Raw genomic sequence first — 14,583 nt, forward strand, 5'->3', positions numbered from 1 at the left:
CAGTAAAAACAGCAGAACTGCTCAAAACGATACCAGGAGCTACTGAAATAAAGCTTTCCTCAGAGGCGGGTAACCCTGAGATCAATGTACAGTTGGATCGTGATAAAATGTCTATGCTGGGGCTTAACATCGCTACCGTAGGAGTAACTATGCGTACGGCTTTCAACGGAAATGACTCTAACAAATTCCGCACGGGAGACTCCGAATATGATATCAATATCCTATTTGAAGAAGGTCATCGCCAGTCTATAGAAAATATAGAGAATATGGTCTTTATCAACAATGCAGGACAGCAGATAAAGCTCTCCCAGTTTGCCAAAATATTCTACGCCTCAGGACCTACCCTATTGGAGCGTTATGATAAGTCACCTTCGGTAACCGTACAGGCTCAATCCGTAGGACGCCCTACAGGTACTATTGTTAAGGAATGGAAAGCAAAACTAGATGAATTACAAAAGCCTGCCAATGTACATTTCACTTTCTTAGGAGACCAAGAGAATCAGAATGAAGGATTTGGTACTTTGTTTGTTTCCCTTATTGCGGCTATTCTTTTGGTATATATGGTGATGGTGGTGCTGTATGATAGTTTCTCACGCCCATTTGTGGTCTTGTTCTCTATTCCACTTTCCTTCATTGGAGCTTTGGTTGCCTTAGCATTGGCTAATATGACCTTGAATATATTTACCATTTTGGGTATTATTATGCTTATCGGGTTGGTAGCCAAGAATGCGATTATGATTGTAGATTTTGCCAACCACCGTAAGGAGGAAGGCGAAGATACCGTAACAGCCTTGATACAAGCCAACCATGCGCGTTTCCGTCCGATCCTCATGACAACCATTGCTATGGTGGCAGGTATGATCCCGCTGGCAATAGCCTCTGGTGCTGGAGCTGAGATTAACAACGCCTTAGCGATTGTAATCATCGGGGGGCTGCTCTCCTCACTGTTCTTGACCCTAATTGTGGTACCATTGGTATACCTTATCTTTGACAATATTGGTAAGCGTTTTGGCAAGGGTACCAAGGTAGACTATGATCGCCTAATGATTGCTGACTACGAACACAGAGAAATCAAAGGCGAACACGAAATATAATCCCAAAGGACTAACTCTCTAAGAACAACTTCTGAATCACGAATAATATTTGTGATTCAGAAGTTGTTTTTTATAAAATCGTTAATTTTATAAATATTTTCTTACCAAAATTATAAACTAACAGATATTCATTGTGTTTATTAATAAAATAGCTACATTTGCCCCATATTAAAAAAAGAGATTAAAATGAAAAAAATGATTTTAACCGCAATGTGTTTTGGAGCCATTGCTACAAGTCAAGCACAAATTAACCTAGGAAAAGTTACTAGTGCTGCCTCAAAAGGTGTTCAGGCACTATCTTTCAGTAATGAAGACGCTCAAAAGCTCTCCAAAGAATCCGTAGATTGGATGGATGCTAACAACCCTGTAGCCGACAAGAATAGTCCCTATACGAAACGCTTAAATCGTTTGTTTGGAAATCACAAAAGTGAAGATGGTCTTAACCTGAACTATAAAGTATATGTAGTCACAGATATCAATGCTTTTGCTTGTGCTGATGGAAGTGTACGTGTTTTTTCTTCATTAATGGACTTAATGACTGATGATGAACTTTTAGCTATAATTGGGCACGAAATCGGACATGTAAAGAATGAAGATACAAAGGATGCTATTAAGGCTGCCTATACACGAGCTGCCCTACAAGAAGCCGGAGCGGCTGCCTCTAACACCGTAAAAGTATTAAGTGAAAGCCAATTAGGAGAAATGGCTAATGCTATGCTTGATGCTAAACATAGTAAAAAACAAGAATCTCAGGCTGATGAATATTCCTATAACTTTATGAAAAAACACGGTTATGATGTCGTAGGAGTATATACAGCTTTTAAGAAATTAGCTCTACTTTCTGGAGGTGATAAACAAAGCCGTTTCCAAAAAATGATGAGCTCACATCCTGATAGTGAAAAACGTGCTGAAGCAGCAAAAAAACGTGCCATAAAGGACGGACTTTGGAAAGATCCAGGAGAAGTAACCCTCCCTACTAGTCCTATTAAGTAGTTTTTATGTAAAAATAGAGGTGTTTCTTGTATTAACACCTCTATTTTTTTATTTTTTAGCTTCTTCTAGAAGATAATTAAGCATTCCCTGCCCCCAATGAGGATACTGAGGAGTCTTTGGTACAAAATTTTTAAATTTTTCAGAGGCTTCTTCCAAAATAGGAAGAGCCTTTTCTTTTCCTCCTCCAAATACTTTAGGAGTATAATAAACCCCAATAGCACGGATTAAATAAGGTCGTGGATTAGCAGGATTCTCCTTAATTGCTTTTTGGCCATATTCCTTACTTATCTTTCCCATCTTAGAACCTCTAAACATAGGACTTACCTTTACTTTTGCACTATACAGATAGGCATATAGAGCATTTGTTTCGGAAGAATCAAAACCCAAACTAATTGCCTTTTTAAGGTATTCCTCTGCTTTATCACAATAAGAATCAATAAGATTTTCTTTTGCCTGATCAGCTATTCTCACATAAGTGTAAGCAGTGTAATATTGAGCTAAAGAATTATTTTTCTCAGCTAGCGCTATTCTCTCAAAGTCATTAGCTAAGGTTTGTAATTCCTTATTGTTATAAGCCTTATCAAGTTCTACTATTTTCTGAGAGAGAAAATCTTGACCTCTTACTATCTGTAACAGCAAGAGACTGATTACTAATAATATTTTTTTCATACTAATTTATTTTAAGATTATTCTGTTATTCTATTCTCTAAATCCAGTAGGAACGTATATTCACGGGCTATTTCTTTCAAAGATTCATAACGTCCTGAAGCTCCACTATGTCCTGAACTCATATCAGTATAAAATAGTAATTTGTTATTATCTGTCTTTAATTCACGCAATTTTGCTACCCACTTAGCTGGTTCCCAATACTGTACTTGAGAATCGTGGTATCCGGTAAGTACCAATATATTAGGATAGTTTTTCGCTTCTACATTATCATATGGTGAGTAGGATTTCATATAATTATAATATTCTTGATCATTAGGATTCCCCCATTCATCATATTCTCCTGTAGTGAGAGGAATTGAATCATCTAACATTGTAGTTACAACATCTACAAAGGGAACACTTGCTATTATCCCGTGGAAAAGCTCTGGAGCTTGATTTATTACTGCCCCCATCAGAAGCCCCCCCGCAGAACCTCCTATAGCATAAAGATGTTCGCTGGAGGTGTACTTTTCCCTAATAAGATGAGTTGCACAGGCTATAAAATCAGAGAAAGTATTCTTCTTCTGAAGTAACTTCCCTTGCTCATACCAAGGTCTTCCCAAGTATTCTCCTCCCCGAATATGAGCTATAGCAAAAATAAACCCTCTATCCAATAGGCTCAACCGTGTAGTAGAAAAAGAAGGATCTATAGTGATACCATAGGAACCATATCCATAAAGCAATAAAGGATTTTTCCCATCTAACTCTATTCCTTTTCGATAGACTAATGAAATAGGTATTTGTGCACCATCTGGAGCTGTTGCCCATAAGCGATGAGACTGATAATTTTCTTTTTTAAAGTCAGAAGAAAGAATTTCTTGCTCCTTTTTCACTTCACTTTCCCCTGTCCGCATATTGTAGTCAATAACAGAATAAGGAGTTGTCATAGAACTATAAGTATAACGAAGAACCTCTGTATCAAAATCCAAATTCAATCCTATTGATGCTGTATAAGTCTCATTATCAAAAGGCAAATACTTGTCCTGAAGTCCATCCCAAGTAATCATTCGTATTCTACTAAGCCCATTATAACGTTCTGAAATAACCAAATAATCCTTAAAAATTTCAATATCTTCCAATAATGTATTTTCTCGATGTGCAATAACGTTCTCCCAATGAGTTTTCTCTGTTCTTTCTACAGGAGTTCTGTCTAATTTAAAGTTTGTTGCTTCATCGGAATTATTAATAATATAAAAATAATCACCATAATGAGCTATATCATATTCCAATCCTCTCTCTCTTGGATGAAAAATTTTAAATTTCTCAAAAGGAGTATTGGCATCAAGTATCTGGTATTCCGAAGAAAGAGTACTCTCTGACTGAATTACTAGATATTTTTGAGATTTGGACTTGAATATACCTATATTAAAAGTATCATCCTTTTCCTCAAAAATAAGAGTATCCCTTTTGGGTTCTTGTCCTATTTGATGACGATATATTCTATAAGAGCGGAGCGTTTGGGAATGTATTTTGGTATAAAAAATAGTTTTATTATCATTTGCCCAGCAGCTACTTCCATCTGTATTTTTTATCTCTGTAGAAAGTATCTCTCCAGTTTCTATATTTTTTATGAAAAGAGAATACATTCGCCTACCACGTGTATCTATCGAAAATGAAACCCATTTATTATCAGGACTTACAGAAAATTCCGCAAACTGATAGAACTTATATCCCTTAGCCATTTCATTAACCTCAAAGAGTATTTCCTCTACGGCTCCTTCTTGGTCTTTTTTACGAAGATATATAGGATATTCCTTTCCTTTCTCAAAGCGAGTATAATACCAATATCCATTATATTTGTAAGGCACTGACTCATCATCTTCCTTGATTCGAGCTTTCATTTCTTGAAAAAGACGTTCTTGAAAAGCTTCTGTATGTTTTGTTTGAGAGAGAAAATAATCATTTTCAGCATTTAGATAGTCCAATACCTCAGGAGCATCTCTCTGATTAAGCCAAAAATAATTATCTACACGCTTATCTGAATGTATTTCTAATATTTTTTCCTTCTTAGGTGCTTTCGGCGGTTTATTTTTTGTCATTTGTATTATTTATTTTAGAGAATATAAAAGAAAAAAGGGTTTTTAAAACCCTCTTTGCTTCTGTATGCTATCATAAGCCTCTTGTATTCGCTTGAATTTCTCTTCAGCTCCTTTCCTGATAGCGACATCATTTGTATCTATACGGTCTGGATGATATTTTTTAACCATTTCACGGTAAGCTTTCTTAATATCCGCATCTGTAGCATCTTTACTTACTCCAAGTATAGTATAGTCATCATCTTTTTCTTGACGGAACATAGCTTTAACACTCTCAAAGTCTGCTTGGTCAATATTAAGATTCTTAGTTATACGTTCTATCAGTGCTAGCTCAGCCTCTTTTATTCGACCGTCCAAACTAGCAATGTCAAACAAAAAGTGCACTATAGATAAGCGAGCTTCATAGTTTGTTCTAGCCCTGATATACAAGCAGATACGTGTAATAGGTACTTCACTATGTTTTATTTGATTAAAAGTACGAAATATATCATTCGCTTTCTCCTTTCCATAGAGAGAAACAAACTTATAACGTACATAATCTAATTCTTTTTGAGTAGGACTTGTTCCATCAGCTTTTATAACAAGGGCACAGAGAGAAAGTAAGTTCAACTCAAAGTCTGTAGGGTTATAGCCTCCTTCAAGAGCATTTTGTCCATTGAAACTAACCTGATTTTTCTTTCTTTTAAGGAGAAAGTATTTTACTAAAACTATTAATAGTATAACAAGAATTCCTATTACTAAATATTTCAACATAACTTCTGATTATTTTTGAGGGCAAAGATAAATATTTTATTTTTTATACACAAATAGATTCCTAAAATTTTACAGAAATTTTTATTTATAATCTATTTTGGTTGGGAAGCAATAATTTCAGAAAATAAACCAAAATCAATATTTGCATAAGAATCCTTACTCATAAACAATAAAATTTCTTTCTTTCTAGGATTTTTCTGATATATATAACTTTGGAAATCATCTTTATCTGTGTATATTTCGGAATGAGGAAATACCTCCTTTATTCTTTCCCGTTGGGAAGATAAAGGTGTGTAAATAACTACCTTATCCGCCTTATTGAACACTTTCGAAGAAGATAAAAGCTCCTCCAAAATCATTTCCTCTTGTATCTCTATACAAGCCGTAAGGGAATAAGTAGGATATTGTTCTTTGACAGTTGTAATTGAGAATTGTACCTCTTTAGGTTTTTGAGCATTGTCCTTGATAAGGATAAAATTATCTGAGAGTTGCTCCTTTTCCAAATAATTCTTAACTCCCTCAAAAGTAGCAATAGCCTCATAAAAATCTTGCTCATCTACTCCCATATTTTGGCATATCCATTTTGCTCCAGAGAGGCTCTCCATAAACCCTCCCATTATCATCAAAGGTATCTCTCCCTCTGAGGTAATAAGATAAGTTGTTTGGTCATTAATCTCATAGGTTTCCTGCATATAAGGAAGCATTCTTAATTGATTTTGAGTATTTTCCACTAAAGAAGAAAGTAATGAATCCTGCTGATTATAGATAAGAATTCCTCCTTTAGTAAGAGTATCTATAAAAGATTGATAAGCTCCTGATTCTGAGGATTCAATCGTATCAATAAGAGCCAAAGTAGGCTGGTAGGCAAGAAAAATAGGCTGTTGGGTAGATGCCATCTGCTGATGATTCCCTTCTATAAGGACAAATTCAGCTCTATCAGTCAGAGAACAATACTTATCCAACACTAATGTTTCTGTAAAATAATCTACTTTTCTATTATGATAAGCCATTGTATGAAGTACCATTGCTGTAATAAGAGGCTTAGTATGACCTGTTATAACTACACGTGTTTTCATTTTACATTCCTTATAGAGAAATTCTCCATAAGAATATATTGGAATATTTAGTTCTCTTGCTTTAAGAACTTCTGGATTATCATTATTTATAGTTTTTCCTACGATAATTGATTGTATATCATTAGTTATTCTATCTGCATTTGTTCCTTGATAACAATCAGATATACCCACTTTAGAAAAATAATCTAGATTCTGTGGATTAGAAGAACTCACACTCACTGAAAAAATATATTTTCCTGATAATTCTCCTATAAATTGCTGTAAAAATAGCTCTCCTTCAAATATAATATGTACTCTCATTTTATAATTATTTTTGAAATAGACAAAGTCATAAAAAACTCCTAAAGTATCATACTTAAGGATATTCGCTTGCGAGGAATATCCACCTCTATCACTTTTACTTGGACTTGCTGATGGAGCTTCACCACTTCATTCACCTCTGATACAAATCCTTCCTTAAGTTGAGATATATGTACTAAACCACTTTCCTTGATTCCTATATCCACAAAACAACCAAAAGCAGTTATATTATTAACAATCCCAGGGAGTATCATTCCTTCATGAATATCATCAAAGGTCTTAATATTAGGGTCAAACTCAAATACTTTTGCACTCTGACGAGGATCTAAGCCTGGTTTTTCTAATTCTTTCAATACATCTTTTAGGTAAAGCTCTCCTGCTTCTGCTGAAATATATTTTTGGATATCAATACTATGGATAGCTCCTTTATTACCTATTAATTTGTCCAGAGGAATTGCCAAATCCTTTGCCATCTGCTTGATAATAGGATAAGCCTCAGGATGCACTGCTGAATTATCTAGTGCATTCTTGGAGTTATGTACTCTTAAGAAAGCAACCGCCTGCTGATATACCTTATCCCCTAATCGAGGTACTTTCTTGAGTTCTTCTCGGGTTGCAAAAGCACCATTAGCAGAACGATAGGTAACAATATTTTCTGCCATTTTCTCACCTATTCCCGAAACATAGCTCAGGAGAGACTTACTGGCAGTATTAAGATTCACTCCCACCTTATTTACACAACGGATTACTGTAGCATCAAGCTCTTCCTTAAGAAGAGACTGGTTCACATCGTGCTGATATTGCCCCACTCCTATAGACTTAGGTTCTATTTTTACCAATTCAGCCAATGGGTCCGCCAAACGCCTACCTATAGAAACCGCTCCTCTTACTGTAACATCATAGGAGGGAAATTCGTCCCGTGCTATCTTAGAGGCTGAATATACAGAGGCTCCTGCCTCACTCACTACAAATACCTCTACAGGCGAACTGAAAGCTATCTGCTTGATAAAATTCTCTGTTTCTCGAGAGGCTGTTCCATTACCTATACTTATTGCCTCTATATTATACTGTTCTACCAAAGAACGTATCTTCTTGGTAGCTATTGCAGTTTCATATTGTGGTGCGTGTGGAAAGATTGTCTCATTATGAAGTAAATCCCCTCTCTCATTCAAGCAAACAACCTTGCAGCCTGTCCGAAACCCAGGATCTATAGCTAAAATACGCTTTTCCCCTAAAGGTGCCGCTAACAAGAGCTGAGAAAGATTCTCTGAAAATACCGAAATAGCTTTGGCATCTGCCTTGCTCTTAGCCTCTTGTAATGCTTCATTTGTAATGGAAGGTTCCAAAAGTCTTTTATAACTGTCCTTAATTGTTTTTTTTAGGAAATCAGCTGTTTCTCCGTTATTTTTAATAATAGTTTGTTCTATGAAAGGAATCGTTTCTTGAGTATCAACTTCTATTTTAAGTTTTATAAAACCTTCTTTTTCAGCTCGTAAAATTGCTAATACCCGATGAGAAGGAGCTTTAGAAAGCGGTTCATTCCAGTCAAAATATTGAGCATATTTCTGTGAATCTTCTTCTTGTGATTTTCCTTTGACTACTTCAGTGGTAATAAGTGCTTTACGCTGAAATACTTTACGTAAGGTACGCCTTATATATGTGTTTTCATTGATCCACTCGGCTATAATATCAGAGGCTCCTTCTAGAGCTTCCTCTAAGCTAGCAACCTTATCCGAAAGATACTTCTGAGCAAGAGTATCCAAGCTGGTTATTCGCTGTCCCATTATCTGCTTTGCCAGTGGTTCCAATCCTTTTTCTTTGGCAATATCAGCTTTCGTTTTACGTCGTTTCTTATAGGGCAGATACAAGTCCTCTAGCTCATTTAATTCAAAAGAAGCTTCTATTTGTTTCTGTAATTCTTGTGAAAGTTTTCCTTGTTCATTAATACTATTAAGAATAGATTCTTTACGCTTACAGATATTTTCGTATTCTGTTTGGAATTTTGCTATTTGTTCTATGGCTACCTCGTCCAAATTCTGTGTAATATCCTTACGATAACGCGCAATAAAGGGAATTGTACAACCTTGTGAGAGTAATTCCAATGTATTTCCAATAGATTTTTCACTCAGTTGTGTTTTATTCTTAATAAATTGAATATTTGTCATCTAAAATTATAAAAATTAAGTATATTTAAAGTAAAAAAAGTATTTTTTACTTTTCTACTTCACTATTTAAAAAATCAACTAATTTTCGGAGGGCGATTGCTCGATGGCTGATTTGATTCTTCTCTTGAGCAGACATCTGAGCGAAAGTTCTTTCCTCTTTCTCCGGAAGGAATACAGGATCATAGCCAAATCCTTCTGTGCCTTGCCTATGGTGGGTTATTTGCCCTCTTATAATTCCTTCAAAACTATAGGATTTTTCTCCCAGACAGAGTGCAAATATAGTCTTGAATTGTGCCTCTCTGTCCTCTTTCCCTTGCATATTTGCTAGTAACAAGTCTATATTAGCCTCATTATCCTTTGCTTCTCCTGCATACCTAGCAGAATATACCCCTGGAGCATTTCCAAGGGCTTTCACTTCTAATCCTGTATCATCTGCAAAGGTATCGTAGCCATATTTTTCCTTAATATACTTAGCTTTCTGTAAGGCATTTCCTTCTATAGTAGAGGCAGTCTCAGGAATTTCTGCAAGACAGCCTATGTCCTCCAGTGTAATTATCTTAATCCCTTCAGGGAGCATACTCTGTACCTCTCTCCATTTGTTTTTATTATGGGTGGCAAATACTAATTTCATCATTCCTAACAGATATTATTGAATTACTAAGGTAGAGATTATTTTCTCTGTTAAAGTGCTTGAGTGTTCTTTATCTTCCTCTGGATATGCAAAAAGAATCATATAAAGATTTTCCTCTTTGATAAAGAAATAACTCTGATAAAGCATTCTTTCCTGTTCTTGTTTGTTTTTTCTTACAAAAGAACCAAATACTTTGTGCCCCACCACTCCTTGAGTAGTTGTATAAGGTTCCTCTTTTATAAGAATATTTTCTCCATTAAAATATTTTTCCAATTCTTTTTCTATCATCTTAATAACCAATTCATTAACGAAGTTTTCTTCTTGCCCTTCTTGGCTAGAATCTATTTGACCACTTAGCACAAGGTCTTTCATATAATCTTTTAAACTATTGGCTATAAGCATTATAGACAAAGGATTATCTGAATGATGATAGATAAACCTATCCAATTGATGAGATACTTTCTCTCGCTTAAGGACTGTAGGTGTTGTAATAGTTACTGGGGGATAGCCGTAGGAGCTAGTTATCCAATCCTCCATATTGATTTCCTCATCTTTTCCTATAGTAAAAGCATACCAAGTTCCCGCTATCAAAGCTATTAATAGTGCTGTTACCAAGGAAATAATCAAAATATTTTTCCTTCTTTTTTTCTGTAATACAATGGACTGTTGTTCGGATATATTAGAAATTGCTTCCGCCTCTCGAATGGAATCAGGGATTCCCTCATTGGTCTTAACCAATATTGTTTCTATAGATTTTCTATCATCTTCAGCTTCAAAGTCCTGTGGTTTTGATTTAGCAAATTTTACCAAATCAGCCTTTTGTAAAACATTCCTCAACTGATTAACCACATCAAGGGAAAGATGTAGCTTACCAGCGTCTAAGAATACTTGTAACTTAGTCAGGAGCTCATCTGTTGTACTTTCTGTAGCTGAAATATGAATTTCTTCTTCCAGATACTTCCGAATAATATCTGTAAGAACAGAATAGTATTCTTTATGATTGGATTCTATGAGGTATCGTGAATTTTGAAGATTTTTTAACTTTAACAATGCTCTATCAAAGGGAGGTAAAAGAGCTATTTCATCTTTTTGTTCTCTAGGTTTCTTTTTGATAAAAAACCAATATACAGCAAAAAATATTGCCACAAAAGCTATAATCCCTAATAACCAATATACTAAATAGCCTTTTTTTTCTACTTTTTTTACTTCAATAGCAGGTTTTATTTCGTACAAGGGCTGCTTAAGGGTATCAATAGCTACATCTTGCACTACAAATCGCAAAGAATCGGTCTGATAAGCCCTTTTATTAACATCAATTCGTAGAGGAGGAAGGGTGTAATGTCCTGAATCAAACTGGGTAAGCCTATATTCTTTGATCAATCGAAATTTTTCTCTTTCTCTAAAAGTATCTATAGGAATTTCATTTACTACCTCAAAAGGCGTAAACTGGTACGTATCAGGAAAAATAACCTGTGCTGTGGAGTCCGTTTCTATTGTAATTTTATAGCGAACTTGCTCTCCTATCTTCATCTCACTACGATCCGCTGAAGCTGAGATATTTACTTGCTGAGCATAAGAGCTAAGAGAAAGGAAGCAAGGAAATAACAAACTAAATTTTATATTCATAATCAGGCTCTGTATTTGAAGTATCCTAATAATTTCTGGGTGTAGCTCTCATCTGTACGGCAATGAAGTACGCCTGCTCCATAACGCCTAAAAGTACTCTCAAAGGTAGAGACCTTCTGTTGATAATCCTCTGCATATTTATTCTGAACCCTACTAGAAGTTGTATCTATGTAAATAACTTCTCCTGTTTCTGCATCTTTAGCTAGGATAACTCCCACATTGGGTAAGCTTGCTTCCCTTGGGTCGTATAGGCGTATCCCTGTAAGGTCGTGCCTTCGGGCGGTTATCTGTAGAGGCTTTTGATATCCTTCTCCTATAAAATCAGAGAGTAGAAAAGCTATCGTTTTCTTTTTTGTTACCTTATTAAGAAACTCTAGCGCATTGGCGATATTAGTCTGCTTATTCTTGGGTTGGAATTCTATAAGCTCTCGTATAATACGTAGGATGTGATACTTACCTTTCTTAGGAGGAATATATAGTTCTATTTGGTCAGAGAAAAGAATTAGCCCTGTTTTATCATTATTCTGTAAGGCAGCAAAAGCCAAAGTAGCAGCTATTTCCGTAACAACTTCATTTTTAAACTGTTGCAAAGAACCAAATAACTCACTCCCACTAACATCCACCAAGAGCATTAGGGTCAGCTCTCGCTCTTCCTCAAATACTTTAACATAAGTTTCATTATAACGAGCCGTTACATTCCAGTCTATATTACGAATATCATCTCCATATTGGTAAGGACGCACTTCGCTAAAGGTCATCCCACGCCCCTTAAAAGCAGAATGATATTCTCCTCCAAAAATATTATCACTTAATTTTTTGGTTTTTATTTCTATTTTTTTCACCTTTTTCAGAATTTCTTTTGTATCCACCTTATAATGATAATTATCCTACAAATATAATGCAAAGCTACAATACTTTTTCTAAAAGTTTTTCTAAAATAGAATCTTTTTTCTCTGTAGATTATAATTTATTATTCAATTAAGAATTTTATTTTATATTTATATTTTTTTATAAAAAGGAAGGGCGAATCTTCATTCGCCCTTACATTTGGTATGATTTATGATTAGTCATTGATAGCCTTAATTCCGGGGAGAATTTTTCCTTCCAGACTTTCCAACATAGCTCCACCTCCAGTGGACACATAGCTCACCTTGTCCTCAAAGCCAAATTGCTTCACAGCAGCCACCGAATCACCACCTCCTACTAAAGAGAAGGCTCCTTTTGCTGTTGCTTCAGCTACAAATTCGCCTACTGCAATGGTTCCCTTGGCAAAGTTAGGCATTTCAAACACACCTACTGGACCATTCCAAAGGATAGTTTTGGATTCGAGGATTACTTTCTTAAAGTTTTCTAAAGATTTTTCTCCAGCATCCAAGCCTTGCCAGCCATTAGGAATTTGGTCGATAGCCACCAGCTGAGTAGGAGCATTGTTATTGAAGTCATTAGCCGCCACTACATCTACAGGGAGATGTACTTGTACATTTTTTTCTTTGGCTTTCTTAAGAATTTCCAAAGCCAAATCTAACTTATCATCTTCGCAGATAGAATTTCCTATCTGCCCGCCTTGTGCTTTGATAAAAGTAAAAGCCATACCACCACCAATGATAAGATGGTCTATTTTGTCCAAAATATTTTCTATGATCGTAATCTTAGACGATACTTTAGAACCTCCTAAGATAGCTGTTACAGGTTTTTCTCCTGTTTTCATCACCTTATCAATACTTTCAATTTCTTTGGCAAGGAGGTAACCAAAATACTTATCCTGAGGGAAGAACTTAGCCAAAATAGTAGTGGAAGCGTGAGCCCTATGAGCTGTACCAAAAGCATCATTCACATAGATATCACCGAGCTTAGCGAGCTTACTTGCGAAAGCCTCATCACCTTTTTCCTCTTCAGGATAGAAGCGTACGTTTTCCAATAAAAGCACCTCGCCAGCAGGTAGGTTTTTAGCGGTATTCTCTGCTACTTCCCCTATACAATCAGGGGCAAAGTGAGTAGGCACGCCAAGTACTTGACCTATTTGCTTTACCAAGTGAGCAAAAGAATACTTATCATCCTTTCCTTTAGGACGCCCAAAGTGAGAAAGGAGAATAGCACTTCCTCCATCCTTTATAATTTTCAAAATAGTAGGCTTAGCTGCCTCAATACGTGTGGTGTCAGTGATTTCAAATTGTTCATTAACAGGTACATTGAAATCCACACGTACCAATACTTTCTTGCCTTTGCAAGAGATATCATTGATGGTCTTCATATATGATATATTTAATCGCAATTTATGTTCTATGTTTGTGCAAATATAGGTTTTTTTCCTCAAATATACAATATATAATATTTATTTTTCATTTTTTATTGTATCTTTGCACCAGATTAAAAATAACAGAAATGAAAAAAATAATGTTTTTTGTATTAGGAATGTGATTCCTTAGCAGTTGTGAAAATAGTAGTAGTAATAACTCTAGCAATAGTGTAGCCGTAGCTCCTGAAAGCAGAGAGAGCTTTACAGAAAATTTCTATTATAAAAATCTTCCTTTTAAAGATTTTCCTGCAAAATATAAAGAAAAAGAATTAGGCTATATAAAAGCAAATGAATTTAATACTTTAAAGGAAGCTATCCTTTCTTTAAGTAGTTCTTATAATTTTCAGCAGGAGGTATTAAAAGGGGATAATGAAAAGCGTATAACTGAAGCAGAGGCTGAAACCAAAAGTAAGTTTTATGTATATAATGATCCTGATATGTCTAGCTACCTTATCTATTATACTCCTATAAATAATTCTAAAGGAGAAATTGGAAAAATAACTATTTATAAGAGAAAAATAGAACTTGATTGGAATAATGATGAGCCTCTCATCCCTTACATTCCTGAATAATTTTAATCTGTACAATTAAAAAAGCACCCTTAATAAGAGGGTGTTTTTTATTATCTATAATAACTGATTTAAATATAAAAATACTGTTTTATATAAATGTGATATTTATTTAAAATAGTATAATTTGGTAGTTAGGATATAATAACTTATTTTTGCTGTCAAAATAAAGCTATGTATGCGGTTCTACTTGATTTAGACACCAATTGCCTCAATGATAATTATGAGGGTACAAGTTACCACAATAATGATTTAGCTCCAGCTGTGAGAATGATATTAAACTAAGGGAATAAAGATGTATTTTTCTTTTGATAACTAATATTAATAAATAATATT

Annotated in this window: 12 protein-coding genes; 3 read left to right on the forward strand and 9 right to left on the reverse strand. The window is 35.1% G+C overall.

Annotated features, from left to right (window positions below):
* Together RYK20_RS07405 and RYK20_RS07410 are read left to right on the forward strand one after the other, a co-directional pair.
* A partial coding sequence (locus RYK20_RS07405) for an efflux RND transporter permease subunit (protein ID WP_314894951.1) occupies positions 1-1,094 on the forward strand: 1,094 nt, incomplete at its 5' end.
* 186 nt (positions 1,095-1,280) lie between these two features.
* The gene (locus tag RYK20_RS07410) at positions 1,281-2,087 is read left to right on the forward strand and encodes a M48 family metallopeptidase (protein WP_297980039.1); all 807 of its coding nucleotides are present in this window, start codon (positions 1,281-1,283) and stop codon (positions 2,085-2,087) included.
* 48 nt (positions 2,088-2,135) lie between these two features.
* Here RYK20_RS07410 and RYK20_RS07415 read toward each other — a convergent pair whose 3' ends face one another.
* The 9 genes from RYK20_RS07415 to pgk form a co-directional block, all read right to left on the reverse strand.
* Positions 2,136-2,756: a hypothetical protein gene (locus RYK20_RS07415; protein ID WP_311457166.1), complete on the reverse strand. Its 621-nt coding sequence runs from the start codon at positions 2,754-2,756 to the stop codon at positions 2,136-2,138.
* 17 nt (positions 2,757-2,773) lie between these two features.
* Positions 2,774-4,834 (reverse strand): S9 family peptidase, encoded by a 2,061-nt coding sequence (locus RYK20_RS07420; protein ID WP_314894952.1) that lies wholly within the window; start codon positions 4,832-4,834, stop codon positions 2,774-2,776.
* Positions 4,835-4,876: 42 nt separating this feature from the next.
* Positions 4,877-5,584, reverse strand: a complete 708-nt coding sequence (locus RYK20_RS07425) for a TerB family tellurite resistance protein (protein ID WP_311457164.1) — start codon at positions 5,582-5,584, stop codon at positions 4,877-4,879.
* A gap of 92 nt (positions 5,585-5,676) precedes the next feature.
* On the reverse strand, positions 5,677-6,960 hold the full coding sequence (locus RYK20_RS07430; protein WP_314894953.1) for a hypothetical protein: 1,284 nt from the start codon (positions 6,958-6,960) through the stop codon (positions 5,677-5,679).
* A 41-nt stretch (positions 6,961-7,001) separates the two neighbouring features.
* Complete coding sequence (locus RYK20_RS07435) at positions 7,002-9,125, reverse strand: Tex family protein (RefSeq protein ID WP_314894954.1); 2,124 nt, start codon at positions 9,123-9,125, stop codon at positions 7,002-7,004.
* A gap of 46 nt (positions 9,126-9,171) precedes the next feature.
* Positions 9,172-9,756, reverse strand: a complete 585-nt coding sequence (locus RYK20_RS07440) for a non-canonical purine NTP diphosphatase (protein WP_311457169.1) — start codon at positions 9,754-9,756, stop codon at positions 9,172-9,174.
* Between the two features lie 15 nt (positions 9,757-9,771).
* On the reverse strand, positions 9,772-11,382 hold the full coding sequence (locus RYK20_RS07445; protein WP_314894955.1) for a BatD family protein: 1,611 nt from the start codon (positions 11,380-11,382) through the stop codon (positions 9,772-9,774).
* Positions 11,383-11,384: 2 nt separating this feature from the next.
* Positions 11,385-12,251 carry a DUF58 domain-containing protein gene (locus RYK20_RS07450; protein WP_297978113.1) on the reverse strand — a complete coding sequence of 289 codons (867 nt, stop codon included), beginning with the start codon at positions 12,249-12,251 and terminating at the stop codon, positions 11,385-11,387.
* Between the two features lie 194 nt (positions 12,252-12,445).
* On the reverse strand, positions 12,446-13,633 hold the full coding sequence (gene pgk / locus RYK20_RS07455; RefSeq protein WP_314894956.1) for a phosphoglycerate kinase: 1,188 nt from the start codon (positions 13,631-13,633) through the stop codon (positions 12,446-12,448).
* Positions 13,634-14,115: 482 nt separating this feature from the next.
* Between pgk and RYK20_RS07460 the strand changes: the two genes are divergently transcribed.
* Positions 14,116-14,250 (forward strand): hypothetical protein, encoded by a 135-nt coding sequence (locus RYK20_RS07460; protein WP_314894957.1) that lies wholly within the window; start codon positions 14,116-14,118, stop codon positions 14,248-14,250.
* Positions 14,251-14,583 lie beyond the last annotated feature (333 nt).

Origin of the sequence: uncultured Capnocytophaga sp. (assembly GCF_963525585.1) — a bacterium.
In the GTDB taxonomy this organism is placed as follows: domain Bacteria; phylum Bacteroidota; class Bacteroidia; order Flavobacteriales; family Flavobacteriaceae; genus Capnocytophaga.